22 protein-coding genes are annotated in these 25,743 nt (G+C 69.9%); 14 read left to right on the forward strand and 8 right to left on the reverse strand.

Annotation, left to right across the window (positions count from 1 at the left end; translation table 11 throughout):
* The first annotated feature begins 39 nt into the window (after window positions 1–39).
* From Q9G87_RS32400 to Q9G87_RS32430, 7 genes are all read left to right on the forward strand, one after another.
* The gene (locus Q9G87_RS32400; protein WP_305920325.1) at window positions 40–867 is read left to right on the forward strand and encodes a class I SAM-dependent methyltransferase; all 828 of its coding nucleotides are present in this window, start codon (window positions 40–42) and stop codon (window positions 865–867) included.
* Window positions 864–1,808: a lysylphosphatidylglycerol synthase domain-containing protein gene (locus Q9G87_RS32405; RefSeq protein WP_305920326.1), complete on the forward strand. Its 945-nt coding sequence runs from the start codon at window positions 864–866 to the stop codon at window positions 1,806–1,808. The genes Q9G87_RS32400 and Q9G87_RS32405 overlap by 4 nt, the downstream gene beginning before the upstream one ends.
* A 93-nt stretch (window positions 1,809–1,901) precedes the next feature.
* Window positions 1,902–3,017, forward strand: a complete 1,116-nt coding sequence (locus Q9G87_RS32410) for a glycosyltransferase family 4 protein (RefSeq protein WP_305920327.1) — start codon at window positions 1,902–1,904, stop codon at window positions 3,015–3,017.
* Window positions 3,018–3,049: 32 nt separating this feature from the next.
* A complete protein-coding gene (locus Q9G87_RS32415; RefSeq protein ID WP_452450597.1) occupies window positions 3,050–4,129 on the forward strand; it encodes a sugar phosphate nucleotidyltransferase in 1,080 nt (359 codons plus the stop codon).
* Between the two features lie 53 nt (window positions 4,130–4,182).
* A complete protein-coding gene (locus tag Q9G87_RS32420) occupies window positions 4,183–5,076 on the forward strand; it encodes a DNA-3-methyladenine glycosylase family protein (protein ID WP_305920350.1) in 894 nt (297 codons plus the stop codon).
* Window positions 5,077–5,125: 49 nt separating this feature from the next.
* Window positions 5,126–7,696, forward strand: a complete 2,571-nt coding sequence (locus tag Q9G87_RS32425) for a bifunctional FO biosynthesis protein CofGH (protein ID WP_305920329.1) — start codon at window positions 5,126–5,128, stop codon at window positions 7,694–7,696.
* A 75-nt stretch (window positions 7,697–7,771) separates the two neighbouring features.
* Window positions 7,772–9,520, forward strand: coding sequence for a substrate-binding domain-containing protein (locus Q9G87_RS32430; RefSeq protein WP_305920330.1), 1,749 nt, complete (start codon window positions 7,772–7,774; stop codon window positions 9,518–9,520).
* A 60-nt stretch (window positions 9,521–9,580) separates the two neighbouring features.
* Here the strand turns inward: Q9G87_RS32430 and Q9G87_RS32435 are convergent, their stop codons facing one another.
* From Q9G87_RS32435 to cofD, 3 genes are all read right to left on the reverse strand, one after another.
* The gene (locus tag Q9G87_RS32435; protein ID WP_305920331.1) at window positions 9,581–10,315 is read right to left on the reverse strand and encodes a lytic polysaccharide monooxygenase; all 735 of its coding nucleotides are present in this window, start codon (window positions 10,313–10,315) and stop codon (window positions 9,581–9,583) included.
* A gap of 80 nt (window positions 10,316–10,395) precedes the next feature.
* Complete coding sequence (locus Q9G87_RS32440) at window positions 10,396–11,700, reverse strand: coenzyme F420-0:L-glutamate ligase (RefSeq protein ID WP_305920332.1); 1,305 nt, start codon at window positions 11,698–11,700, stop codon at window positions 10,396–10,398.
* A complete protein-coding gene (gene cofD, locus Q9G87_RS32445) occupies window positions 11,697–12,635 on the reverse strand; it encodes a 2-phospho-L-lactate transferase (protein ID WP_305920333.1) in 939 nt (312 codons plus the stop codon). The genes Q9G87_RS32440 and cofD overlap by 4 nt, the downstream gene beginning before the upstream one ends.
* Window positions 12,636–12,814: 179 nt before the next feature.
* Between cofD and Q9G87_RS32450 the strand changes: the two genes are divergently transcribed.
* The 4 genes from Q9G87_RS32450 (at window position 12,815) to Q9G87_RS32465 (ending at window position 19,574) form a co-directional block, all read left to right on the forward strand.
* Window positions 12,815–14,689 (forward strand): hypothetical protein, encoded by a 1,875-nt coding sequence (locus Q9G87_RS32450; protein ID WP_305920334.1) that lies wholly within the window; start codon window positions 12,815–12,817, stop codon window positions 14,687–14,689.
* Window positions 14,690–15,007: 318 nt separating this feature from the next.
* On the forward strand, window positions 15,008–15,268 hold the full coding sequence (locus Q9G87_RS32455; RefSeq protein WP_020546325.1) for a WhiB family transcriptional regulator: 261 nt from the start codon (window positions 15,008–15,010) through the stop codon (window positions 15,266–15,268).
* A gap of 110 nt (window positions 15,269–15,378) precedes the next feature.
* Window positions 15,379–18,267 carry a glycosyltransferase family 2 protein gene (locus Q9G87_RS32460; protein WP_305920335.1) on the forward strand — a complete coding sequence of 963 codons (2,889 nt, stop codon included), beginning with the start codon at window positions 15,379–15,381 and terminating at the stop codon, window positions 18,265–18,267.
* The gene (locus Q9G87_RS32465; protein ID WP_305920336.1) at window positions 18,264–19,574 is read left to right on the forward strand and encodes a DUF5719 family protein; all 1,311 of its coding nucleotides are present in this window, start codon (window positions 18,264–18,266) and stop codon (window positions 19,572–19,574) included. Before Q9G87_RS32460 ends, Q9G87_RS32465 begins: the two co-directional genes overlap by 4 nt.
* A 10-nt stretch (window positions 19,575–19,584) precedes the next feature.
* Here the strand turns inward: Q9G87_RS32465 and Q9G87_RS32470 are convergent, their stop codons facing one another.
* From Q9G87_RS32470 to Q9G87_RS32490, 5 genes are all read right to left on the reverse strand, one after another.
* Window positions 19,585–20,382 carry an ABC transporter permease gene (locus tag Q9G87_RS32470; protein WP_305920337.1) on the reverse strand — a complete coding sequence of 266 codons (798 nt, stop codon included), beginning with the start codon at window positions 20,380–20,382 and terminating at the stop codon, window positions 19,585–19,587.
* On the reverse strand, window positions 20,375–21,130 hold the full coding sequence (locus Q9G87_RS32475; RefSeq protein ID WP_305920338.1) for an ABC transporter permease: 756 nt from the start codon (window positions 21,128–21,130) through the stop codon (window positions 20,375–20,377). Before Q9G87_RS32475 ends, Q9G87_RS32470 begins: the two co-directional genes overlap by 8 nt.
* Window positions 21,127–22,065 carry an ABC transporter ATP-binding protein gene (locus Q9G87_RS32480; RefSeq protein ID WP_305920339.1) on the reverse strand — a complete coding sequence of 313 codons (939 nt, stop codon included), beginning with the start codon at window positions 22,063–22,065 and terminating at the stop codon, window positions 21,127–21,129. Before Q9G87_RS32480 ends, Q9G87_RS32475 begins: the two co-directional genes overlap by 4 nt.
* A gap of 197 nt (window positions 22,066–22,262) precedes the next feature.
* Window positions 22,263–22,646, reverse strand: coding sequence for a VOC family protein (locus Q9G87_RS32485; RefSeq protein WP_305920340.1), 384 nt, complete (start codon window positions 22,644–22,646; stop codon window positions 22,263–22,265).
* A 215-nt stretch (window positions 22,647–22,861) separates the two neighbouring features.
* Window positions 22,862–23,302, reverse strand: a complete 441-nt coding sequence (locus Q9G87_RS32490) for a metallopeptidase family protein (protein ID WP_305920341.1) — start codon at window positions 23,300–23,302, stop codon at window positions 22,862–22,864.
* Window positions 23,303–23,609: 307 nt separating this feature from the next.
* Between Q9G87_RS32490 and Q9G87_RS32495 the strand changes: the two genes are divergently transcribed.
* The 3 genes from Q9G87_RS32495 (at window position 23,610) to Q9G87_RS32505 (ending at window position 25,172) form a co-directional block, all read left to right on the forward strand.
* Window positions 23,610–23,975, forward strand: a complete 366-nt coding sequence (locus Q9G87_RS32495) for a DUF3499 domain-containing protein (RefSeq protein ID WP_305920342.1) — start codon at window positions 23,610–23,612, stop codon at window positions 23,973–23,975.
* Between the two features lie 37 nt (window positions 23,976–24,012).
* Complete coding sequence (locus Q9G87_RS32500; protein ID WP_305920343.1) at window positions 24,013–24,804, forward strand: HAD-IIB family hydrolase; 792 nt, start codon at window positions 24,013–24,015, stop codon at window positions 24,802–24,804.
* Between the two features lie 89 nt (window positions 24,805–24,893).
* Window positions 24,894–25,172: a hypothetical protein gene (locus Q9G87_RS32505; protein WP_305920344.1), complete on the forward strand. Its 279-nt coding sequence runs from the start codon at window positions 24,894–24,896 to the stop codon at window positions 25,170–25,172.
* Window positions 25,173–25,743 lie beyond the last annotated feature (571 nt).

The raw sequence follows: 25,743 nt of genomic DNA on the forward strand, positions 1-25,743 counted from the left end.
CAAAGCGGGTTGGCGGCGAGATGGGTACTGTGGGGCTCCGTGGGGAAGCAACGGCTCGCGCAGCTCGAATACTCGCAGTTCCAGTCCGCCATGCTCGACGAGGAGAAACGGCGACGGAAGGCAGCGAAGATCATCGCTGTGCTGGAGCACTTCCGCGGGCCGCTCGGCGGGCTGACCGTGGGCGATGTGGGATGCTCGGCCGGCTTCATCGCCGACGAGCTGGCGCAGGCCGGGGCCGGGCACACGCTGGGCATCGACATCGACGTGCCGGGGCTGCGCAAGGCGGCCGACCGGTTCGGCGAGCGGGTGGCGTTCGTGTGCGGTGACGGCACGGCGCTGCCGTTCCCCGACAGGTCGATCGACGTGCTGGTGTTCAACCACATTTACGAGCACGTCGTCGACCCGGACGCGGTGGTGGCCGAGATGCACCGGGTGCTCTCCGACGACGGCGTGCTCTACCTGGGGCTGGGCAACCGGCTCGGGGTGATGGAGCCGCACTACAAGCTGCCCTTCCTGTCCTACCTGCCTCCGGCGCTCGCCGATCGGTACGTGCGGGCGTTCGGGCGGGCCGATCACTACTACGAGCGGTTCAGGACGCGGCGCGGGCTGCGGAAGATGCTCAGGGCCTTCCACGTGTGGGACTACACCTTCCCCGTGCTCGCCACGCCGACCCGGTTCGCCGGCGGCGAGCTGTTCCCCGGCCTGCCGGGGAAAGTGGTGAAGGCCGCACTGGCCAGGATGCCGCGCGCGGTGCTCAGGTTGCTGCTGCCGGTCGTGCCGACATACCTGTGGGTGGCCACCAAGACCCCGAAGCGTCCCGTGGGCGCGGCGCTGCCGCAGGCGCCCGAGCGGGTGCGCCCGCTGTGAGCGAGCATCCCCGTGAGGCGGCTCTTGTCGGCGGTTCCGCCGACGAGGGCGCAGTGAAGCCGTCTCGCCCCGGCCGGTCGCTGGCGAAGAAGCTCGTTCGGTTCGGGTTCCTGCTCGTCGCGCTCGGGTTCGGCGGGTGGGCCGTGGTGTCGCAGTGGGACGCCGTGGTCGCCGGGTTCGCCCGGCTGTCCTGGGCCGCGCTGGCCGGGTCGCTGGCCGCCGTGGTCGTCGCGCTGCTCGGGGCCATGCTGACCTGGCGCACCCTGCTGGCCGACCTCGGCTCGCCGCTGCCGCTCAGACCCGCGGCCAAGGTGTTCTTCGTGGGCCAGCTCGGCAAATACATCCCCGGCGCCGTCTGGCCCGTGCTCGCCCAGATGGAGATGGGCCGCGACCTCGGAGTGCCGCGCTCACGCAGCGCGGCGGCGTTCTTCCTGATGATGCCCATCCAGCTCGCCACCGGCCTGCTGGTCACGCTCGGCACGCTCGGCTGGGACCGATACGGCTGGCTGCTGCTGCTCATCCCGCTGCTGCTGGTCCTGCTCGAGCCCAAGGTCATCAACGCCTTGATCGCCTTCGGGCTGCGGCGGCTCAAGCGGGAGCCGCTCGAGCGCCCGCTCACCCGGCGCGGCATGCTCACCGCGCTCGGCTGGGCGCTGGCCGGCTGGACTGCCTACGGTGTGCACCTTTACTTGATCGCCCCGCAAGGCGGCCTGCTGTTCGCCGTCGGTGCGTTCGCGTTGTCGTGGTGCCTGGGCATCATGACCTTCGTGGTCCCGGCGGGCGCGGGCGTGCGGGAGGTCGCCATGGTCGCGGTGATGGCCCCTTACCTCGACCGCGGCTCCGCCATTGCGGTCGCCCTTTCCTCCCGGATTGTCATCGTCCTGGGGGACCTGATCTGCGCGGGCCTGGCGGGAATTGCGGCGCGACGGGACTCGGTGTGATTTGACGCACCTTTTAGGGGAGGCTGGTCATAAGCTGAACTTTAGAGGGGGATGTCCAGTCCCACGTTGATCTTGAGGGGAGAAGATCTACGTATGCCTCGTGTGCTCGTCGATGCGGCGGCCGTCCCCGCGGACCGCGGTGCGTTGATCAGATATGTGGATGGGCTCGTGGCGGCCCTCCACCGGGCCGGCGCCGACCTCGCCGTCGTATGCCAGCGGGCCGAAGCGGAGCGATATCGGCGCCTGGCGCCCTCCGCCGATGTGCTCTCCGGACCCGTCGCGATCACCAACAGGGGCGCCAGGCTCGCCTGGGAGCAGACCGGACTGCCGTTGCTCGCCCGCCAGGCCGGGGCCGACGTCATCCACGCCCCCTACTACTCCATCCCGCTCAGCTCGGGCCTGCCGACCGTCGTGACGGTGCACGACGCCACCTGGTTCACCGAGCCCGACCAGCACAGCCCGCGGGCGTCGTTCTTCCGCTCGGCCACTCGCACCGCCGTACGCCACGCGCAACGGGTGATCGTGCCGTCCAAGGCGACGCGCGACGAGCTCGTCCGCGTGCTGGCCGCCGACCCGACCCGCATCGACGTCGCCTACCACGGTGTCGACCTGGCGCAGTTCCACCCGCCGAGCGAGGACGAGATCCGCCGGGCCGCGATGCGGTGCGGGCTGCACGGCCAGCCGTATGTGGCGTTCCTCGGCAATCTGGATCCGCGTAAGAACGTTCCGAACCTCATCCGCGGGTTCGCGACCGCGGTCAAGCGGCTGGAGAAGCCGCCCGCGCTGGTGCTCGGCGGCGGCGTGCACGAGGACGACGTCGACGCCGCCTGCCAGGAGGTCGAGGCCACGGTCAAGGTCGTGCGACCCGGCTACCTGCGGGCGCCCGACCTGTCCGGGTTCCTCGGCGGGGCGCTCGTGGTGGCCTTCCCGTCGCGCGGCGAGGGGTTCGGGCTGCCCGTGCTCGAGGCCATGGCCTGCGGCGCGCCCGTGCTGACGACACACCGCACCTCGCTGCCCGAGGTGGGCGGGGACGCGGTGGCCTACACTGAGCCGGACGCGGACAGCATCGCCGCGGCACTCGGGGAGTTGCTCGCCTCCGCAGAACGGAGAAAGCAGCTGCAGGAGGCGGGGCTGGCCAGAGCACGTGAATTCACGTGGGACGCCTCGGCCGAGGCGCATCTCAGCTCTTATCAACGCGCCATCGAATAGTCCGATAATCTCACGGAGTGATGGAGAGCTCTTTGCCAGACCTCGAGGCGATCCTCCTGGTCGGGGGGCAGGGCACGCGCCTGCGTCCGCTGACACTGGGCACGCCGAAGCCACTGCTGCCCACTGCCGGAGTGCCTTTCCTGGCCCACCAGCTGGCCCGGGCACGATTGTTCGGCGTACGCCGGATCGTGTTCGCGACTTCTTACAAGGCGTCCATGTTCGAGCCGGTCTTCGGTGACGGGGAGGCATTCGGGCTCTCGCTTGAATACATCACGGAGGAGACCCCGCTCGGCACCGGCGGGGCGATCCGCAACGCGGCCGAGGCGCTCACCTCCGGCCCGGACGACCCCGTGCTCATTCTGAACGGGGACATCCTGTCCGGACACGACATCGAGCACCAAGTGCGTATGCACCTCGCACAGCGGGCCGCTGTCACGCTCCATTTGACTGAAGTGGACGATCCCACGCGATTCGGGTGCGTGCCGACCGACGAGAGCGGGCGGGTCACGGCGTTCCTGGAGAAGACTCCCAATCCGGTGACCAACCGGATCAATGCCGGTTGCTACGTCTTCACCCGGTCGGTGATCGACTCGATCCCGAAGGATCAGATCGTGTCGGTGGAGCGGGAGACGTTCCCGGGGTTGATCGAGTCGGGGCAGCTCGTGCTCGGCTACGCCGACCGCACCTACTGGCTCGACGTCGGCACTCCCGCCGCGTTCGTGCAGGGCTCGCGCGACCTGGTGCTGGGGCGGCTGCACTCGCCCGCGCTGCCGGGGCCGACGGGCGAATACCTGGCGCTCGCCGGGGCCCGGATCTCGCCGGAGGCCAAGGTCCGGGGTGGCACGGCGGTCGGGGCGCGGGCGGTCGTCGAGGCCGGGGCGTCGGTGGTCGGCTCGGTGCTGATCGACGACTGCGTCGTCGAAGCAGGCGCGTCCGTGACGGACTCCGTGGTCGGCAAGGGCGCGCGGGTGTGCGCGGGCACGGTGATGCGGGACGCGGTGATCGGCGACGGGGCCATCGTGGGGGCCGGCAACGAGCTGCGGCACGGCGTGCGCATCTGGCCGGGAATCGAGCTGCCCGAGCGCGCGATGCGTTATTCCAGCGACGTCTGAGGATCGCATACCTGGTCCGAACGTCTGAGCGGGTGGGGCAGACTGGATCGGTGATGGAGCGCAGGTGGGCGCCCGAGGGGCCGCTGGACGTGGGGCTGGCGTTGTCGCCGCACAGGCACGGCAACGGCGATCCCACCTGGCGGCAGACCCCCGACGGGGCCGTGTGGCGCACCTCCAGGACGCCCGACGGGCCGTGCACGCTCAGGGTGAGCCTCAAGGGCGGATGCGTGCACGGACAGGCGTGGGGCCCGGGGGCGGAGTGGGTGCTGGAGACGCTGCCGGCGTTGGTGGGGGCCGACGACGACGTTTCCGGATTTGTCGTCAAACACGAGCTTCTGGCGGACGTTGCCCGGAGACATCCGGGGCTGCGGATCGGGCGGTCCGGCCGCGTCATGGAGGCCCTCGTGCCCGCCGTGCTGGAGCAGAAGGTCGTCGGGCGGGAGGCGTGGCGGGCGTGGCGGTGGCTGCTCAGCCGCTACGGAGAGCCCGCTCCCGGCCCGGCTCCCCAGGGCATGCGGGTGATCCCCGAGGCGGCCGTATGGCGGCAGATCCCGATCTGGCACTGGCACCGATCGGGTGCCGAGGCCGTCCGCGCCAGGACCATCGCCAACGCCGCCTGGCACGCCGACAAGCTGGAGGCCGCCACGACCACGCAGGAGCTCGACCGGCTGCTGCGGGCCCTGCCGGGGATCGGGGTGTGGACGTCCGCCGAGGTGCGTCAGCGCGCCATGGGAGACCCCGACGCCGTGAGCGTGGGCGACTTCCACTTGGCCAAGATCGTGGGATACGCCCTGACGGGGGAGAAGACCGACGATCCCGGGATGTTGCGGCTGCTGGAGCCGTACGAGGGGCATCGGCACCGTGCGACGCTGCTCATCACGCTCTCGGGACTGCGCCCGCCCGCACGCGGGCCGCGGATGTCCGTCCGGGACTACAGGTCCTTCTGACCGGCCCCTAGGTGCGGGTCGCGAACCCAGCCCGTCGTACTGTGCCTTTATGGATCTGGTCAGTGATTCCGCGCTCCGCCGTGCTCTCGCCCGCGCCCGCGACGGCAAGAGCCTCGATGTCGCCGAGGCGACCGTACTGCTGCACGCCCGTGGGCCCCACCTCGACTCACTCCTGGAACACGCCTCCCGCGTGCGTGATGCCGGCTTGGAGGCGGCCGGCCGGGCCGGGATCATCACCTACAGCAGGAAAGTGTTCATCCCGCTGACCAGGTTGTGCCGGGACCGGTGCGGATACTGCACGTTCGCGACCGCGCCGCACAAGCTCGAGTCGCCGTTCCTGAGCCCGGACGAGGTGCTGGAGATCGCCCGGCAGGGGGCGGCGATGGGGTGCAAGGAGGCGTTGTTCACGCTGGGGGACCGGCCCGAGGACCGCTGGCATCAGGCCCGCGAGTGGCTGGACGCGCACGGCTACGACGACACGCTGTCGTACGTGCGGGCGATGGCGATCAGGGTGCTGGAGGAGACCGGGCTGCTGCCGCACCTCAACCCCGGCGTGCTGAGCTGGCGTGACCTGCAGCGTCTCAAGCCCGTCGCGCCGTCCATGGGGATGATGCTGGAGACGACGTCGCGGCGGCTGTTCGAGGAGAAGGGGCAGCCGCACTACGGCTCGCCCGACAAGGACCCGGCGGTACGGATGCGCGTCCTGGAGGACGCCGGGCGGACCAACGTGCCGTTCACGACCGGGATCCTGATCGGGATCGGGGAGACCGTCCAGGACCGGGCCGAGTCGATCTTCGCGATCCGGCGGGTGGCCCGCGAGTACGGCGGGATCCAGGAGGTCATCGTCCAGAACTTCCGCGCCAAGCCGGACACCGCCATGCGCGGGCTGCCCGACGCCGACCTGCAGGAGCTCGCCGCCACCATCGCCGTGGCCCGCCTGGTCCTCGGCCCCCGCGTCCGGCTCCAGGCGCCGCCGAACCTGGTGGACTCGGAGTACGAGCTCATGATCCGGGCCGGGATCGACGACTGGGGCGGGGTGTCGCCGCTGACCCCCGACCACGTGAACCCCGAACGGCCCTGGCCGCAGATCGACGAGCTGGCCGCCCGTACGGGGGAGGCGGGGTTCCGGCTGCGGGAACGGCTGACGATCTATCCGGAGTACGTGCTGGCCGGGGAGCCGTGGCTGGACCCGCGCCTGACCGCCCACGTCGCCGCCCTGGCGGATCCGGCCACCGGGCTGGCGCGGGAGGACGCCGTGCTGGAGGGCCGCCCCTGGCAGGAGCCCGACGGCGGCTTCGCCGCGTCGGGGCGCGTGGATCTGCACGTCGAGGTGGACACGTCCGGGCGCGCCCAGGACCGGCGGGACGACTTCGACCACGTCTACGGCGACTGGGACGCCCTGAAGGATCGCCTCGGCCCGGCGGCCCCTGTGTCGGCGGGTGGCGTGGCGGGGGAGGTGTGGCGGGCGCTCCGGCGGGCGGAGGCGGATCCGGCGGGACTGACCGACGACGAGGCCGTCGCGCTGCTCAGCGCGGAAGGGGAGGCGCTGGACGAGCTGGCCGCCCTTGCCGACGCCCTCAGGAAGCAGGCCGTGGGCGACGACGTGACCTACGTCGTCAACAGGAACATCAACTTCACCAACGTCTGCTACACCGGCTGTCGCTTCTGCGCCTTCGCGCAGCGCCGCACCGACGCCGACGCGTACACGCTGAGCCTCGACCAGGTGGCCGACCGGGCGCAGGAAGCGTGGGAGGCCGGGGCGACCGAGGTGTGCATGCAGGGCGGCATCCACCCCGACCTGCCCGGCAGCGCGTACTTCGACATCGCCAGGGCCGTGAAGGCGCGGACCCCGGACATGCACGTGCACGCGTTCTCGCCGATGGAGGTGATCAACGGGGCGAGCCGGACGAACATGTCCGTCCGGGACTGGCTGGAGGCGGCGAAGGAGGCGGGTGTCGACTCGCTGCCCGGGACGGCGGCGGAGATCCTCGACGACGACGTGCGCTGGGTGCTGACCAAGGGCAAGCTCCCGACGAACGAGTGGATCGACGTCATCACGACCGCGCACAAGGTCGGCATCCCGACGACGTCCACCATGATGTACGGCCACGTCGACACCCACCTGCACTGGGTCAGGCACATCAAGCTGATCAGGCGCCTGCAGGAGGAGACCGGCGGGTTCTCGGAGTTCGTGCTGCTGCCGTTCGTGCACACCAGCGCCCCCATCTACCTGGCCGGCGTCGCCCGGCCCGGCCCCACGCACCAGGAGAACCGGGCGGTGCACGCGCTGGCCAGGATCCTGCTCCACGGCGCGATCGACAACATCCAGTGCTCCTGGGTGAAGCTCCGCGACGACCTGTGCCGCCAGGTGCTCCAAGGCGGCGTGAACGACCTCGGCGGCACGCTGATGGAGGAGACGATCAGCAGGATGGCCGGCTCGGAGAACGGCTCGTACAAGACCATCAGCGAGCTGCGCGCGATGGTCGAGGTCAGCGGCAGGCCGGTCAGGCAGCGCACCACCGACTACGGCGTCCCGGCCCCCGAACGCCTGCAGGCGTCCGCCGCGAGCGACGGGGTCTGCCAGAGCGTCAGGAGGGTGTTGCCGATCGCCCAGTTGTAACATGTTCTAATAACGGCTTGCACCCACTGTGGGAGTCGCTGGGAGAATCGTCACTCCCCTGGAGAGAGGTTCACCGTGCGGTTGGGTCGACACCGCGCCGCGCTGCCCCCTGAGCAGCGACGCAGGAAGGCGCTGCAGCGCGGCATGCTGGCGGGGCTCGCGGCCGTGGCCGTGGCCGCCGCGGCCGTCGTCGTGGTGTTCGGCGGCGTCGGCACGCTGTGCTCCACACGAGAGCCTGTTCTGGTCAGCGTGGCCGCCGCGGTCGACGTGGCCCCCGCCGTCATGGAGGCCGCCGGGCGGTTCAACGAGACGAAGACGTCGGCGGGCCGGCGGTGCGTGCTGGTCCAGGTGACCGAGCAGCCGCCGGCCACCGTTCTGCGCACGCTGATCGGCGACCGGGCGGGTGTGCTGAGCGAGCGGCCCGACGGCTGGATCGCCGACTCCTCGGCCTGGATCAGGCTGGCCCGCCAGCAGGGCGCGAGCGCGTTGCCGGCGGGGGAGAGCGTGGTGGCGACCTCGCCGCTGGTGTTCGCCACCCGCTCGTCGCTGGCGCAACGATTCTCCGTGGGCAAGACCGAGATGAACTGGCGGATGGTCTTCCCCTCGACCGTACGCGGGCGGCTGACGCCCACCTCGGACGAGCCCGACGTCGTACGCGTGCCGGACCCGTCGCTGGCCGGGGCAGGCATCGCGACCGTGGCCGCCGCCAGGGACGTCGTCGGCACCGGGCCGGAGGCCGACAAGGCGCTCACCGCTTTCGTCCGCTGGGCGCAGGCCGGCTCCGCGCCCGACTACCGCAGCATGCTGGATGCGGTCGACGATCGCTCGTTCTGGCAGCGCCCGGTGGTCATCGTCCCGGAGCAGTCGGTGTGGAACCACAACCTGCGCCCCTCCGCCGACCCGGTCGTCGCACTGCACCCGCGGGAGGGCACGATCAGCCTCGACTACCCGTACGTCGTCACCGCCACCGACCCCACGGTGGCCGAGGCGTCCGCCGCGTTCGCCGCATGGCTGAAGGGGGCGCGGGCGCAGGAGATCGTGCGGCGGGCGGGGTTCAGGTCGGGCGACGGCAGCCAGGGGCCGATCTCGCCGGGGCCGCAGATCCCGGCGGCCGCCCCGAAGACCAGGTCGTCGGTGTCGCCGCAGGACATCGACGAGGCGCTGCGGGCCTGGAGCAGGCTGGCCCCGCCGACCAACATCCTCGTGCTGGCCGACACCTCCAAGCACATGGCCGAGCCGCTGAAGGGCAGCACCCGGGTCAGGGTGGCGCTGGACGCGGCCAAGATCGGGCTGCAGCTCTTCCCTGATTCCACGCACATGGGGTTGTGGGAGTTCGCGGACGGGCTGGGGCGGATCAAGGGATACCAGGAACGCGTCGGGCTCGGGCCGATCAACGAGCCGGAGAGCGGTCAGGTGATCCGCCGGAGCCGCCTGGGCGAGATGACCACCACGATCACCGCCCACCCGGGGCGGGACAGCTCGCTGTACGACTCGATTCTCAGCGGGTTCCGGGAGGTCGCCGGGGAGTACCGGGAGGACATGAACAACACGCTCCTGGTGATCACGGCGGGCAGGGACGACGGCAAGGGCACCCGCTTGCCGCAGCTTCTCGAGGTGCTGCGGCGCGACTGGAAGCCCGATCGGCCCGTGCAGATCGTCATCATCGCCTTCGGGGCGGACGTGGATCGGGGGAGTCTGGGGCAGATCGCGGCGGCCACCAACGGGTCGCTGCATGTGGCGCAGGAGCCGGAGGAGATCATCGACGTCTTCCTCGCCGCCCTGGCCCGCCGCCTCTGCCATCCCACGTGCAAGCCGACCGCCTGAGGGTTCGGCGGCGCAGACGCGCAAGGGGCGCCCCAGCGGCGCCCCTTGCTCGTCAGTCGGTCAGAGTCGTTGCCAGAGGGCCGGGACGTTCGGCGGTTCCCAGCCGGCGAGTGACGTGTGCGCCTGGATGCAGCGGTAGCTCACGCCGTTGTACGTCACCGTGGTGCCGACCGCGTGGGCGACCCCGGCCCGCCACGTGCCCGAGGGGGCGGTGGTCGTCGGCGTCGGGGTCGGGGTGGGCGTGGGGGTGACGGTCGGGGTGGGCGTCGGGCTGGGGTTGCCGCCGCCACCGATCTGCAGGTCGATGCAGGAGTAGAAGGCGTTGGCGGTGTCGGAGATGTTCCAGATCGCCAGGACCTTCTGGCGGCCGGAGTAGCCGGACAAGTTGACCGTGTGCGAGACCGTCGCCGGCGGCTGCTGGTTGTTGCCGCTGAACACAGCCACCCTGGTGTTGCCGATGTAGTACTCGTAGGTGCTGGTGGCGTGCCTGGCGGTGAACGTCCAGGTGAAGGTCACCGTGCTGCCCACCGACGCCACCGGCCACGGCTTGCTCTCGTCGCTCAGCTGGGCGAACTGCGACAGGTTGGCGTGGCAGCTCCGCAGGCCCTTCGGCCCTTCCACGCTCTGCGGCTCGTAGATGATGTTGCCGCAGTTGGGCACCTTGCCCTGGGCGCAGTTGGCCTGCCGGCTCGGTGGCGAGTTGACGTACCCGTGCGCGAACGCCGGGGTGGTGTTGAAGAGCGTGGTGGCGAGGGCGATCACCACCACGGCGACTAACGTGAGCATCCTTCGCATGGAAGCGGCTCCTTTACATGGGGGGATGCTCCAAATGTAAAGGAAAGTTTCCTAACGGTAAATGGTCTGTTGACCCCTTGTCAGCGCGTCACGATGAAGTCCGCAGGATCGCGGGGCGCCCGATCGCGGGGTGGGGCCGCCGCGTGGCCCACGGCCACGCAGCCCATCGGATCCCACGACTCCGGCAGGTCGAGCACCGCGCGGACGATCGGGCGGCAGAACATCGTGGACGACACCCACGCCGAGCCGAGCCCTTCGACGGCGAGCTGAATCAGGAAGTTTTCCACCCCGGCGCCGGTCGCCACCACGAACATCTCCCGTTCGGAGGCGTTGCGCCGCGCGTCGCGGTAGGTGTGCGAACCCTCCATCACCAGGCACGGCACCACCAGGTAGGGCGCGTGACGCAGCACGTCGCCCCGCCTGATCCGCTTGGCGATCGACTGCTCGCTGAACCCGTCGCCGCGCAGGTCCTCGATCCACGCCTCACGCATCGCGTCGAGCAGCTTCGTCCGCGTCTCCGGCGACTCGACCAGCACGAACCGCCACGGGGTCGTGTGGTGCGGCGCCGGCGCGGCGATGCCCGCCGCCACCGCCCTGCGCACCGCCTCGGGATCGACGGGCCGGTCGGAGAACTCCCTGATCGTACGGCGCGCGAACACGACGTCCCGCGACCCGTACCGGAACAGGTCGTCGTCGGCGGCCCGCACCAGCGGCCGCACCCCGGGCCCGTCGTCGTCGGTGACCAGGTGGGACAGCCCGCGGACGATCGCCACGGGCACGCCATCGAGCTTGCCCTTGACCAGCTCGGCCGCGCCCGCGATCTCGTCGGCCAGCGCCGTGACGGTGGCGCTGAGCTGGTTGCCGTAACCGTCGGACGTGCCGCGGAAGTCGTCCAGCGGCCGCATGCCCGCCACCCCGATCGCCACGTCGGTGAGCCCGTTGCGCCACGGCCGGCCGAACGTGTCGGAGACGATCACGCCGACCCTGGCGGCCAGTCCCGCCCTGACGCGCCTGGCCGAGGCGTCGGGGTCCTCGGGGAGGAGCAGCACCGTGCCCGGCTCGGTGTTGGAGGCGTCCACCCCGGCGGCGGCCATGACGAAGCCGTGGCGGGTCTGGGAGATCACGGTGTCACCGCGCCTGGCGACCACGCGCTCGGTCTCGTCTTCGATGGCCTGGACGCGGTCCGGCGCCCGGCGGATCCGGCCCTCGGCCTTGCTCACGATCTTGGAGGTGACGACCAGGATGTCGCCGTCCTGGAGACCCGCGTCCGCGAGCAGGGCCGCGATGTCGTCCCCCGGCCGCACCTCGTCGATGCCCGCCACGGCGATCACTTCGATGCGCTGGAGCGGGGCGCCCGCGCGATCCGGACGTGGCGCGATGGTCATCGGGCGAGCTCCAGGGCCAGGTCGAGCGCCGCGCGTGCGATGGCGGACGTGGCATCGGCGTCGTGCATGAGGAGCGGGCGGGCGACGACCCGCACGCCGTCGAGCGCGACGCCCTCGTCCTCCTCGGCCACCAGCCAGCCGTCGATCAGATCCGAGCCGTAGAGCTCCAGGACAGCCTGAGCGCTCGTGTCGACCCCGATGGCCGTCAGACAGGCGTCGGCCATGCCCCGCACCGGCGCGCTGCCGATGATCGGCGACACGCCGACTACGGTCTTGGCGGTCAGCGCGTCGCGGATGCCCGGGACCTGGAGAATCGTGCCGATGCTGACGACGGGGTTGGACGGCGGCAGGATGACTACGTCGGCCTGCTCGATGGCCTCGAGCACGCCGGGCGCCGGCTTGGCCGTGTCCACCCCCACCAGCGCGAACGAGTGGGCGGGGACGGAGGCGCGCAGGCGCACCCACCACTCCTGGAAGTGCACGGCGCGCTTGCCGTGCTCGTCCTCGATCACCACGTGTGTCTCGCAGCGTTCGTCGCTCATCGGCAGCAGCCGCACGCCCGGCTGCCAGCGCGCGCACAAAGCTTCGGTGATCTGCGAGAGCGGGTAGCCGGCCGCCAGCATCTGGGAGCGGACGATGTGGGTGGCGAAGTCGCGGTCGCCGAGCCCGAACCATTGGGGCTCCATGCCGTACGCGGCCAGCTCCTCCTTGACCACGTGGGACTCCTTGGCCCGGCCCCAGCCCTGCTCCTCGTCGATGCCGTTGCCCAGGGTGTACATCACGGTGTCGAGGTCGGGGCAGACCCGCAGGCCGAACAGGGTGATGTCGTCACCCGTGTTGCCGATGACGGTGACCGTGGCCTCTGGCTCGGTCGCGCGTAGACCGCGCAGGAAACGGGCGCCGCCGATGCCGCCGGCGAGTGACACGATGTGCATGCGGCCCAGTCTTTCACCGGCCTCTGACAAGCCTGCCGCGGGAGTGGTTTTCCCCACTTTCAGAGCTGTACTTGCTGGTGTAGGCCTAATTGAGATGAAAGGGGTTGCTGGGACTCCCGTCGCCCGACGTGACGATGTGGCAAACTCCCTTCGGGCTAAAGGGTCCGTTGGGGGTATTTGTGAGCAAACTTGACGTCGCCCGGCTGAAGGAGCCGGCCGCCTGGGTCATGCTCGTCACCGGGCTGATGAACGTGCTGCTGGCGATCGGTCACATCCTGATCGGCTCGTCGTCCAGCTCGACCTTCACAGGCCGCGCGGCCTCAAACTTCTTCAGCGTGACGAGTCCGGTCGCCGTGGCGTTGTTGCTGGGTGCGGTCCTGTTGGTCACCAAAGTCGGCCAGCCGTCGCCCAAAGCCAAGCCGATCATGTACGGGGCGGCGGTCGGGCTGCTCCTGGCGTCGGTGTTCGGCATGCTGGCGCTCCTGCTCGGGCTGTTCGCCGGTGACGGGGCCCGTGACGTCGTGGAGTTCGTGCTCTTGGGCGTGCCGCAGCTGGCCTTGACCGCCATCGCGCTCGTGTACCTGATCCCGCAGGTCCTGCCCGAGCGTCCGGCCGCGCAGATCTACCACCACCCCCAGTTCGGCCAGCAGCCGCCCTTCGCCGGTGGCCCGCAGGATCCGGCCGCCGCCTACGGCCAGCCCCAGCCCGGCTACGGACAGCAGCCTCCCGCCGCGTACGGTCAGCAGCCGCCGTCCGGCCACCAGCCGGATTACGGCCAGCAGACGGACTACGGCCAGCAGCCCGGCTATGGTCAGCAGCCCGGCTATGGTCAGCAGCCGCAGATGGGCCAGCCCCCGTCCGGGCAGCAGCCTGGTCTCGGTCAGCAGGAGCAGCCTCCCGCCGGGTACGGCCAGCAGCCGATGTCCGGGCAGCAGCCCGCCTACGGCCAGCAGCCCGTCTCCGGCCAGCAGCCCGTCTCCGGCCAGCCGGAGCAGGCGCCGCCCGCCTTCGGCCAGCAGCCCGCCTATGGTCAGCCGGAGCAGGCGGCACCTGGCTACGGCCAGCCCGAGCAGGCGCCGCCCGCCTACGGCCAGCAGCCCGATTATGGGCAGCAGCCGCCGTCGGGGCAGCAGCCTGGATACGGGCAGCAGCCGCCGAGCTTCGGCGGCGGTCAGCCCGGGCACTACGCGCCGCCCGCCGACGCCCAGCCCCACCAGACCGCCGAGCCCGCTTACGGCCAGCCGCAGCCGGAGGCGTACCAGCCGGTCAGGGCCGCGCTCCCGCCGGCGCCGTCCGACCAGCAGCAGCCCCAGGGCTTCCCGCCGGCCCAGGAGTACAACACCCCGGCCGCCGAGTACCAGCCGGCCCCCTACGTCCCGGCCGACAGCCAGCCGAACCTCTACGCCCAGCCGAGCCCGAACCCGTACGCGCCGCCCCCGGCGAACGACCCCTACGCGCCCCCCGCGAACGAGCAGAGCCCGTACGCGCCGCAGGACGTCTTCGACACCCCGGCCGAGCAGCCCTCCTACCCGACGGGCGACACCTCGCCGAACGTCCCGTTCCAGCCGCCGTACCAGGGGCAGAGCGCGTTCGACCAGCCGCAGCAGGGCGGCACCCCGTTCACCGGCTATTCGGGCTCCGAGTTCGCCACCCCGAACGCCTACCAGGTGCCCGACCCGCCCGTGGACCCGCGCTCCCAGCAGCTAATGGACGCCTACCAGCAGGCGGAGACGTATCAGCACACGGCCACCGCCGGCACCGCGCCCGACCTGCGCGTGCCGGACTACGCCGCCCAGGCAGGGCCGTACGACAACCCGTTCGGCCAGCCGCAGCAGCCGCCCCAGCAGCAGAGCGCGTACGAACCCCAGCAGGGCGCCTACGAGCCCCGTCCCTACCAGCCGACCCACCAGGCGCCGGCCGGCGGGCAGGACCAGGGGGAGTCGACGATGCGGCTCGACCCGTCGGCATACCGGGGAGATCCCCTCGGCGGCCGCCCGGGGGACGACCCCATTGACCCGACCGCCATATATACCCCCAACGAGCCACGCAGGTAACGGACCGGCAATGAACAGCTAGAGAGAGGGTGCGTCGCGGGCGGGCGTCTATCCCGCCCTGATACGGTTCGGACCGCTGGCAGGTTGAACGAGCCTGACCGAAACCATTGCGCGGATGGGGTGGGCCGGGCGAGAACATCACATGCTATGCACACCGGGGCGAGGTCTAGTCTTTCCCCGGATACCTGCATGCCGCTTGACGTCAGCTACGACACGCGCGTGTAATTACAACCATGTTGTTACGCCTTCCGGTGGGTGGGTACTAAGGAAGGCGTCCATGGGGGGCTCCATTGCGGGCGGGCGGCAGGGAGGTGTGCAGTGACCGATCCGGTCATCGCACAGGATCAGCTTGACGCTGAAGAACTCGGCTGGCAGGAGCGCGCGTTGTGCGCGCAGACCGATCCGGAGGCGTTCTTCCCGGAGAAGGGCGGCTCCACCAGAGAGGCCAAGAAGGTGTGCCGATCGTGCGAGGTCCGTGCCGAGTGCCTTGAATACGCACTTGAGCACGATGAGCGGTTCGGCATCTGGGGTGGGCTGTCCGAGCGGGAGCGCAGACGGATCAAACGCCAGGCCGTTTAATCATAGAGAGGGTCACGCGGCACTGCCGCGTGACCCTTTTCGCACCTCTTTGACCCGCTTTCGCCTGTAGGGTGGGCGCGCCTGATCATCCCCCCAGGAGTCACCCGCCCATGTCCCGCCCGTACGTCACTGTGATCGTCGTCGCCCACGACGGCGCGCGCTGGCTCGGAGAGACGCTGCGTGCGCTGGCCGGCCAGAGCCGCAGACCCGATCGCGTAGCCGGCGTCGACAACGGCAGCAGGGACGGCTCGGCCGACCTGCTCGCCCAGACGCTCGGCAGCGGCAACGTCATCTCTCTGCCGCGCTCGACCGCCTTCGCCGAGTCCGTCGCCGAGGCGCTCGAAAGGCTGCCCTCGCGCGGGCCCGACGAGTGGATCTGGCTGCTCCACGACGACTGCGCCCCCGACAGGCGTGCGCTGGAAGCCCTGCTCACCGCGGCCGGCCACGATCCCAAGGCGGCCGTGCTCGGCCCGAAGCTGCGTGACTGGCTCGACCAGAGACGCCTGCTCGAAATCGGCGTGACGGTGGGGCGCACCGGGCGCAGGGACACGGGGCTGGAGCCGCGCGAGTTCGACCAGGGCCAGCACGATGGCACGCGCGACGTGCTGTCGGTGTCGACGGCCGGGATGCTGATCCGCCGCGAGGTGTGGGAGGAGGCCGGCGGGCTGGACCCGTTCTTCCCGCTGTTCCGCGACGACCTCGACCTGTGCTGGCGGGTGCGCAACGCCGGGCACAAGGTCCTGGTCGTGACCTCGGCCGTGGCCTGGCATGCCGAGGCGGCGGCACGCAGGCGACGGCGTATCACGGTCAGCGGCGACCATCCGCGCCGGCTCGACAGGCGAAACGCGATCTTCGTGGTCATGGCGAACCTGCCCTTTCGCGCCATGGTGTGGGCACTGCTGCGGAACGTGCTCGGCTCGGCCTTTCGCACGCTGTTGTTCCTCGTGAGCAAACAGCCCGCGAACGCGCTGGACGAGATGGTGGCCATGGGGTCGATCCTGGTGCACCCGTTCCGGCTGCTCAGGGCGCGGCGCGCCCGCCGCCACGGCCGTAAGAAGGGATATGTCCGCATCAAGCGGTTGATGACGCCTCCGGGTGCGGCCTACCAGCGGCTGATCGACATGGCGCAGAGCTTCCTCGCCGGCGAGGCCCCTGTCGACTCGGCCGGCCGCCACCACCACGTGTCCGCGGAGGAGGACGAGGTCCTCCCGCCGCCGGACACCGGCGCGGTCAAACGATTCCTGTCCCGCCCAGGCGTCGTCCTCATGCTCGCGCTGACCGCGATCTCGCTGGTCGCCGAGCGGTCGCTGCTCGGCGGCGAACGGCTCGGCGGGGGCGCGCTGGTGCCCGTGATCGGCGGCGCCGGCGACCTCTGGGCGTTCTACACCGAAGGATTCCACGACATCGGGCTCGGCTCGGACGCCTGGGCGCCGCCGTACGTCGCGGTCGTGGCCGCTGTGTCCACGCTCGCCTTCGGCAAGACGTGGCTGGCCGTGTCGGTGCTGCTGCTCGGCTCGGTGCCGCTGGCGGGCGCCACCGCGTACCTGGCCACGCGGCACTTCATCCCCTCGGTGCCCGCGCGGGCGTGGGCGGCGGGGACGTACGCGCTGCTGCCCGTCGCGACCGGCGCGATCGCGGCGGGACGGCTGGGCACGGCGGTGGTGTTCGTGCTGCTGCCGGTCTACGCCTCGCTCGGCACGACCCTCCTGTCCGCCGAACGCCGTCCCGCCCGCCGCGCCGCCTGGGCGCTCGGGCTGCTGCTGGGGGCGGGGACGGCGTTCGTGCCGCTGGTGTACCCGATGGTGGCGGTGCTGGGCGGACTGTCCTTGGCGGCGGGACGACGGCGGGGTGCGACGCGGCGGAGCCGTACGGGCCGGCGGGCCGGCGCCGGCGGCGTGGGCCGGGATGGCCGCGCACCTGGCCTGGGGCGGCGGGATGGCGTCACGGTGTCCATGGCCATCGCGCTGCTCGTCCCGGTGGCGCTGCTGTTCCCGTGGCTCGCGACGCTGGTGAGCGCCCCGGGAAGGCTCCTGCTGGAGGCCGGGCTGCACGATCCCGCGCTGGTGGACGCCGCACCGGCCCCCGAGTTGTTGCTGGCGTTGGCCCCTGGGGGGCCGGGGCTGCCGCCGTTCTGGGTGACGGCGGGGCTGCTGGCGACGGCGCTGTCCGCGCTGCTCTTGCGCCGCCGGCGCATGATCGTCGCCGTCGGCTGGGGCGTCGCCCTGTACGGGATGCTCGCCGCGATCCTGGTCACCCGGTTCTCTGTCGAGGGGACACGGGTGTGGCCTGGGGTACCGCTGGCGTTCGCGGGGATGGGGCTGGTCGTCCTCGTGGGCCTGACCGCGCACCGCCTGGCCGGGCTGCGCGCCGGCGGCGGCCTGCGGCGGCTGGGGGCGACGGTGATGGTGGGCGTGGCATTCAGCACGCCGCTGCTGGCCGCCGGCTACTGGGTGACCACCGGGGTCCGCGGTCCGCTCGCCGGGGACGCGCCCGACGTGCTGCCTGCCCTGGCCGCCTCCAAGACCGTCCAGGGGGAACGCACATTGGTGATCAAGGGGTCGGAGTTCACCGTGCTGTACGGGCGTACCCCGCTGCTCGGCGAAGCGGAGCTGCCCGTCGCGTCCGAGGCCCGCACCCGCGTGGCCACCGCCGCCCAAGGGCTGGCCGGCGGACGCGGCGGCGACGCGGCCACGCTGGCGCAGCACGGCATCGCGATGGTCGCCGTGGCGCCGCCGGTCGCGCCGCAGCTGACCAGGACGCTCGACTCCCAGCCTGCGCTGCAGCGCATGAGCCTGTCGGAGGCCGGCGGCCTGTGGCGCGTCGTCGAACCGGTCACCCGCGTGCCCGCGCAGCCCGAGAGCGCCCTGCACAAGCCGTGGTTGTGGACGCAGGCCGCGATGGTGCTGGTATTCGCCGTGCTGGCCGCGCCGGGGCGGCGTGAGAGTCAGCAGGAGGCTGTGGAGCCGGCGCCCGGCGCGGTCCTGGCGGGGGCGTCATGAAGTCCTTCGTCGAGAACAGATTCGGCCTGCTAGCGCTGGTAGTCGTGGCGTTGGTGGCCCTGTACGGCGTCGCGTACGTCACCCGACCGGCCGCCCCTGCCGCCCCTGGGCAGGTTGCACCCCGGAAGGTGGCGGTTGAGTCGGTCACCGTCGTATGTCCCGGCACGAAGGGGGAGAAGGTCGGCGTGTACCTGCCCGGCGGCCTGTCCCACGAGACGATGGCGGACGCCAAGCCGCACGTGACGAAGGGCCCCGCCGCGCTGGAGGCCGGCTACACCACCCGCGCCACCCGGGGCGCCGCACGCGGCCTGGCCGGCGTACGCTGCACCGAGCCCGCCCCCGTGACCTGGCTGCTCGGCCCCGGACCGGCGAACGCCGGCGTGATCCTGCACCTCACGAACGCGGACAAGGCGCCGGCGCTGGCCGACGTACAGGTCCACGCGGCCGAGGGCCCGGTCTCCGGCGACAAGGGGATCGGCCTGGAGATCGCGCCCGGCGAGCACCGCGAAATCGACATGAGGACGCTCGCCCCGTCGGCCGACATCATGGCCGTGAGCGTCACCACCGTCTTCGGCCGCGTCGCCGTCGCCGCCCGCACCACGCTCGAGACCGGAGGCGTCGACTGGCTCCCGGCAGCCGCACCACCCGCGACGCGCGTCGTCGTCCCCGGGATTCCGGGCGGCGGCGGCCGCCGCGAGCTCCTCGTCGCCGCCCCCGGCGAGACCGACGCGCTCGTGCGGGTGAGGGCGGTGAGCGAGGACGCCGAGTACGCCATGCGGGGCCGCGAGACGGTGGACGTACCGGCGGGAAGCGTCGTCTCGGTGGACGTGACCACCGGCGTGGGCGGCTCCTCGGCGGCCCTCGTCCTCACCTCGGAAACCCCGATCGTGGCCGGCCTGGTGATGACCGGCACCGGTGGCCGCTCGGACATCGCCTTCACCGCCGGCACACCCTCCCTGGAACTAGGCAGCGCGGTGGCCCGCAACGGCACCGGCTCCCGCCTGATCCTCACAGCACTGGGCGGACGGCCCGGCAAGGTACGGGTACAGGTCGTGCCGGGGAAGGGAGAGGCGGAGCCACCGTTCGACGTGGAGGTGCCGGCGGCGCGGACGCGAAACGTCCCGCTGAAGGCGAAAGGCGACTTCGCGGTCGTCGTCACACCCGTTTCTGGGGAGGTGTACGGCGGGCGAGTGGTGGAGGAGCGCCTCAAGACCGGCCTGCTGATCACGGCCCAGCCCCTGGCGCCGGCCCGCATGTGGACCTTGCTCCCTCCTCTCACCGACACGCCTCACGTGGTCCAGCCGTAGCTCTTCGGCGTCAGTGGCCGACGCTCTGGTAGTGGTCGAGCTGACGCCGCCAGATGAGGTAGGCCAGCGCGACCAGGACCACGCCCAGCAGCGGGGCCGCCAGGGCCCAGGGGTTGTCGAGCTTGCCCAGCACGACGCCCGAGGGCACGTACGCCACGAAGGCGACTGGCAACACGAAGGTGAGCAGCCACTCGACCGTGCTACCGAAGATCTTCATCGGGTACGAGCCGAACTTGCTGAAGATGTCGTCGACGAAGACACGCAGGGCGAATGTGTCGATCATGCGCAGCGACAGCGAGCAGAGGGCAACGAAGAAAGCGGCCTCGATGAGGGCGCCGCCGACGATCGCCACGAAGCAGAAGGCGATCAGCCAGGCGTTCCACTGGACATGTGCGTTCTGGCCGGCGACGGCGAGCAGCGTGACGCCCACGAGCAGGTCGCCGAACTGGCTGATGCCCATTCGGTTGCCCATGAGCTGGACGAGGGGATTGAGCGGACGGAGGAGGAAGCGGTCGAACTCCCCGTTGCGTACCACCGAGTGGATGTCGTTCACGCTGATCAGGGGGATCATCGCCAGGGCGTGGGCGGTCAGGCGCAGGCCGTACAGAAAGGCGATCTCCGCAAGTCCCCAGCCCGCCAGCGATGGGAAGGTGTGCATCACCACCCAGATGAAGGCGAACCCGGTGCCCTGCCAGATGGCGCCGCTGATGATGCCGATCACGGTGTTGAGGCGATATTGCATGGCGCCGCGGGCCGAGGCGCGCTGGAGGAGCACGTACAGGCGCAGGGCGCGGAGGACCTCAGCCACCCTGGACCACCACCCTTCGATGGGCGCGGGACCAGGTCAGGACGAGCAGGGCCCACAGCCCTGTGATCCAGGCGAGCTCAACCACAACAGGACCTGCGATATCGGAAATGTGCCCGACGTAGACCGCCGCGGGCACGTACCCCATGTACTTGAAAGGCAGGATCTCGGCCACCTCGCCGAGGACGCCGGGGAAGAAGGCGAGCGGCACCATCGTCCCGGCGAAGAACTGGCTGACGAGCCGGTAGAGCAGCGAGATGGCGCCGATCTCCATGGTCCAGAAGCCGATCAGACTGATCAGCAGCGCCAGCTGCACGGCGATCACGTACCCGAGCACGAGCGTGATCACATAGCCAGGACCGTTGACCGGCACGGTGATCGAGCCCACCAGCAGGACCACCGGGATGACCGGCGCGAGCATCAGCAGCCCGCCCAGGGTGTTCCCGATCTGGAAGGCGGCCATCTGCCGCAGGTAGCCGATCGGCCGGGCCAGGTCGAAGAAGACCATGCCGGTACGGATGCGGTGGTGGATGGTGCTGGAGACGATGGTGTGGGTGGCGAAGGCCTGTAAGTTGGCCAAGGTCAGGTAAGCCAGCAGCGCCTCCAGCGTGAGGCCGGCGGCCGCGGGGCGCGAGCCGTACACCGACGTCCAGATCATGCGCAACAGGAACACCTGGGCGACGAGTGCCACGCAGGTCATGATGATGTTGCTGCGGTAGGCCAGGGCGAGGCGGAAGCCGATGCGGGTCATCGGGTGTAGATCCCCTTGATCACGCTCTCCAGGTCAGGCTCCACGATCGACATGTCGCGGATGGTCTGCTCGGCGGCGATCGAGGCGATCAGGCCTGGCAGGTCGTCGTGGATGTCGAAGACGTAGCGGCCGTCGGCGTCCCGGGACACGCCGCGTACCTGCTCCGGCTCGGACTCCAGCAGGACCACCAGCCGCCTGGGCTGGTTCACCAGCGCGTCGATGGTGCCGTCGAAGAGCACCCGGCCGTGGTCGATGAGGATGATCCGCTTGCACAGCGCCTCGACGTCGGCCAGATCATGCGTGGTCAGGATGACGGTGGTCCGCCCGACGCGGTTGGTCTCGACGATGAAGTCGCGGACCGCCTCCTTGGCCAGCACGTCCAGCCCGACGGTCGGTTCGTCGAGATAGAGGAGCGGAGGTTCGTACAGCACGGCCGCTGCCAGGTCGCCGCGCATCCGCTGGCCGAGGCTGAGCTGGCGGACCGGAGTGTCGAGGAAGTCGTCCAGCCCCAGCAGGTCGCGCAGCTTCTTCAGCGACGTCTCGAAGCGCGGAGCGGGAACGTCATAGAGCGAGCCCACCAGGCGTAACGATTCGATCAGCGGCAGGTCCCACCACAGTTGGCTGCGCTGGCCGAAGACGACGCCGACGTGGCGCGCGTTGGCCGAGCGGTCACGCCACGGCACCAGGCCGTTGACCTCCACGGTGCCCTTCGTCGGCGTGAGGATGCCGGTGAGGATCTTGATGGTGGTGGACTTGCCGGCGCCGTTGGGCCCCAGGTAGCCGATGACCTCGCCCTCTTCGATCTCGAAGCTGACATCGTCGACGGCTGTGGTCTCCTCATGCTGGCGGGTGACGAGCGTGCGAAAAGCTCCGAAGGGTCCGGAGAAGGTGCGTGGCCGGCGGAAGACCTTGGTTAACCCATCGACCCGGATCATGCAGAAATCTTTTCTCTGCCATGCCCGCGCTGCAAGTTGTTTTCATGGCCATCCGGACAAGTGGGCGGCCATCTGGCAACGCGACCACGACCCGCGCGCCAATGCCGACGTACGTCCAGCCCCCCTGGCTCGGGCTCTTCAGCAGTGGCGCGGTGAACTCCTTGTCGAGATTGCTCGCCATGGCGAAGCCCTTTTCGCTATTCGACGATCACGAGACCGTTGCTGTCCGGGTCGCGGAAGGTGAACATCGGCGGGACGCCTTCCCAGAGCAGCAGCTCGCCCACGTCGACCCCGCGCTTCACAAGCTCATTGTGCAGGGATGCGGCGTCCGCGGTCGTGAGGCGGATGCCGGTCTCGACGCCGGTCGGGGCCTCTGGGGACGCGGGAACGAGCGCTATCGAGGTCGTCGATTCTGAAGGCGCCACCTCGATCCACCGCCCGCCAAGCTGCTCGATCGGGGCGTCCAGGAGCTTTTCCAGACCCAGGGTGCTCACGTAGAACTCGACGGCGCGGTCCTGGTCGGTGACGGGGATGGCTACAGTCCTGATGCCGGTGATCGCGGTGCTGACTCGCTCGCCCATGTCGGGCCTCCTGTCGTTCGGCTCGCAGGGTTGGACTTGTTGAGCCGGCAGAACTCATCGCTGTGTCTGTCATTGGCGCCGAGACAGCAGGCCGCGCAGTGCGGCGGATCAAGGACTATGCGCTGGGCCAAGAATTGGGCATGTGAGCAGTACAAGCCGTTGATCGAGGGACTGAAGTGGTGTCATCGAGTCTGCGGATGCCCTTCGATGCCCGGTCAGCGGCGGTCGTCGTATCCGGGGTCAACGGTTTCGGGGGAGAGGCCGAGCAGCACGGCCACCTGTTCCACCACCGTGTCGTGGACCATGGCGCCCAGCATGTCGCGGTCCCTTGCCCGGGCCTCCAAAGGTCGCCTGTAGACCACCACCGATGCCGGGCTCTGGCCGGTGGCCGCGTCGGCGCGGCCGAACGGGATCGGCTCCGAGGTCAGGCGCGGGCCGTCATCCAGCTCGCTCAGCGGCGGCACTTCCTCCACGGCGAACTCCACGGCCGACAGTTGCCGCTCCCAGCGGGGGCGGAGGCGGTCGACGGCGTCGAGGACGAGGTCGTCGAAGCGTTCGCTGCGGGACTTGGCCATGGGAACGTGGGAGGGGGCGAGCGGGCCGCGGAGGCCGCGACCGTGGCGATCGCGCCGTCTGGGACCGCGCTTCGGAGTCACAGGGGCAAGTCTAAGGGGAGGCCACGCCCGTTCTCAGGGTGGCGGCGCCGTTTCGGTGGGTGATCGTCATCTGATCGTTGCGCCGGGCAGTGGGGCCGCGTGGTGCTGCTGGTGTGAGGGTGACCGTTAAGTGATCCTTTTGTGGGGGACAATTGCGGTGGTCTCGGGATACGGCCAGGTTGTGGGCGGTGGTGTCATCGGGGCATGTAGGTGGAAAGGCTGCGACAGGTGTCCGAATTGTGGCGACACGCTCGTTAAGAGCGCTCAGGTAGTGGCGCCTCGCACGCTTACCAGATACGGTCCCTCCGTGAGCCCCGTCCGCCGCTGTTCCCGCACCGCTTGCAGCCAGCCTGCCGTCTTCACGCTCACGTACGTATACGCCGACTCGACCGCGGTTCTCGGCCCCCTGGCGACGTACGCGGAGCCACACTGTTACGACCTGTGCGCCGAACACGCCGAGCGGCTGACCGCTCCCCGCGGTTGGGAGGTGGTGCGGCTGCCGACGGACGGCGCCTCGCCCAGCTCCGACGATCTCGAGGCGCTGGCCAACGCGGTCAGGGAGGCCGCCAGGCCGGCACGGGCTGGTGCTGAGCCTGTCGGCGACGCCGTCGAGGTCGGACGACGCGGCCATCTTCGGATCCTACGCTCGGCCAATCCGAACCGGGATCGATGAAGCGCGTCGCCTGCCTGCGCCGGTAGAGTCGAGGCACGTGCCCGCGGTCGATTTCGTAGGAGTTCCGATTAACCGCCAATTCTCCCTGCTCGCTTTCGATCTGGATGACACCTTGGCGGTGTCCAAGTCCCAGATTGATGATCGAATGGCGGAGCTCCTGGCCCGTCTGCTCGATGTGGTGGACGTCTGCGTTATCTCCGGCGGCCAGTTCAGCCAGTTTCAGAACCAGGTGCTGAGGCATCTGCCGGTCGGCGACCGGCATCGCGCCAGGCTGCATCTCATGCCGACGTGCGGGACGCGCTACTACCGTTGGGAGAAGGCCGAGTGGCGCCTCGTCTATGCCGAAGACTTCAGTGACGCCGAGAAGGCTGAGATCATCCAGGTGCTCACGCAGAGCGCCAAGGAGCTCGGTCTGTGGGCCGATGATCCCTGGGGGGAGATCATCGAGGACCGAGGCAGTCAGATCACCTTCTCTGCCCTGGGCCAGCAGGCCCCGCCCAGCTCGAAATATGCCTGGGATCCCGACGGCTCCAAGCGGCGCAGATTGTGCGCGCATGTCGCGGAACGCCTGCCTGGTCTCGAGGTTCGCAGTGGTGGCTCGACGTCGGTCGACATCACGCGAAAGGGTGTCGACAAGGCGTATGGCATCGGCCGTTTGCTCGAAGCTACTGGCCTCGGAATTGATGACGTGCTGTTTGTCGGTGATCGTCTCGACGAGGGCGGCAATGACTATCCCGTCAAGGCGATGGGCGTGGAGTGCGTCGCGGTAGAGGGCTGGGAGCAGACGGCGGAATTCGTCGAGAGCTTCCTCGGTATCGAGGCTCGATGAACCAGCGAAGGTAGGTTACATTGATCGCACCGTGGGCCCACAGGGCTCTCGAGGGGCGGCGCTCGTTTGTGACCTGAGGTGCTCGAGCCATGTCCGGTTCCGCGGTGCTCAATCTCATCGCTGCGATAGCGTCCGCGGTGTCGGGCTTGGGCGCCGCGATCGCCGCGGCCATAATGATCCGCTTACAGCGGCGGTGGTCTTCGGCCGACACACTCCTGCGGGTGTCAGAGGTTTTCGAGAGCGTCGCGTTTCGCAAGTACAAGACGATCATTTATCGGTTGGACCGAAACTCCTTTTCCTCGTGGAACGAGGACGAGGTGGCCAGTGTCAACGCCTGGTGTGCGCACCTGGACATCGTCTCGTCCTGATTCAGTCACGTCAGATCAGCAAGGTGGCGTTCTTGAATCTGTACGGGGACGTGACCTTGCGAACCATCTACCAGATAGCGCCTTACTGTAACCATCAGCTTTCCACGCGAGGAAAGCAATTTCTGTTGCCCCTTCGTCTGCTGACCGGCGACCTTGTGAGAACGTGGAAGCGGCGAGCGGGCAAGAAGCGATATCCGCTGTTGATCGGTTTCCCGGACCAGCCCAGGCTACGGGTCAGCCCTGACCTCTTTGACAGCGACGAGGCGGTTGTCGCATTCCGGGTGGACGGTGCCATTCGGTGATCCGTGCTCGACAGAGGGGGTGCCACGGTGTGCGGTCTCGTAGGGATGACATCAAAAGACGACGATGTCGTGCCCGAATTGCTGGCCCGTTTGGCCAGGGTGGAGTATCGCGGTTACGACTCGTTCGGGATCGCGAGCATAGTGAGCCCATTCCACCGTGACGCTGCAGGTCACGGGTCCGTTGCAGATCATCATCCTTGATCCGCAACGCAGATAGCCCCTGGTAGAAGGGTTGTCGACCAAGATCAACCTTCACCACCAGGGGCCTG

Source organism: Nonomuraea turcica, assembly GCF_030718205.1.
Lineage (GTDB): Bacteria > Actinomycetota > Actinomycetes > Streptosporangiales > Streptosporangiaceae > Nonomuraea.

Bases quoted from the DNA above. Each gene is read 5' to 3' on its own strand.
- Q9G87_RS32420 (WP_305920350.1), top strand. From the start codon at position 4,183: ATGGAGCGCAGGTGGGCGCCCGAGGGGCCGCTGGACGTGGGGCTGGCG.
- Q9G87_RS32425 (WP_305920329.1), top strand. From the start codon at position 5,126: ATGGATCTGGTCAGTGATTCCGCGCTCCGCCGTGCTCTCGCCCGCGCC.
- Q9G87_RS32465 (WP_305920336.1), top strand. From the start codon at position 18,264: ATGAAGTCCTTCGTCGAGAACAGATTCGGCCTGCTAGCGCTGGTAGTC.
- Q9G87_RS32485 (WP_305920340.1), bottom strand. From the start codon at position 22,646: ATGGGCGAGCGAGTCAGCACCGCGATCACCGGCATCAGGACTGTAGCC.
- Q9G87_RS32480 (WP_305920339.1), bottom strand. From the start codon at position 22,065: ATGATCCGGGTCGATGGGTTAACCAAGGTCTTCCGCCGGCCACGCACC.
- Q9G87_RS32475 (WP_305920338.1), bottom strand. From the start codon at position 21,130: ATGACCCGCATCGGCTTCCGCCTCGCCCTGGCCTACCGCAGCAACATC.
- cofD (WP_305920333.1), bottom strand. From the start codon at position 12,635: ATGCACATCGTGTCACTCGCCGGCGGCATCGGCGGCGCCCGTTTCCTG.
- Q9G87_RS32460 (WP_305920335.1), top strand. From the start codon at position 15,379: ATGTCCCGCCCGTACGTCACTGTGATCGTCGTCGCCCACGACGGCGCG.
- Q9G87_RS32505 (WP_305920344.1), top strand. From the start codon at position 24,894: ATGTCCGGTTCCGCGGTGCTCAATCTCATCGCTGCGATAGCGTCCGCG.
- Q9G87_RS32435 (WP_305920331.1), bottom strand. From the start codon at position 10,315: ATGCGAAGGATGCTCACGTTAGTCGCCGTGGTGGTGATCGCCCTCGCC.
- Q9G87_RS32440 (WP_305920332.1), bottom strand. From the start codon at position 11,700: ATGACCATCGCGCCACGTCCGGATCGCGCGGGCGCCCCGCTCCAGCGC.
- Q9G87_RS32410 (WP_305920327.1), top strand. From the start codon at position 1,902: ATGCCTCGTGTGCTCGTCGATGCGGCGGCCGTCCCCGCGGACCGCGGT.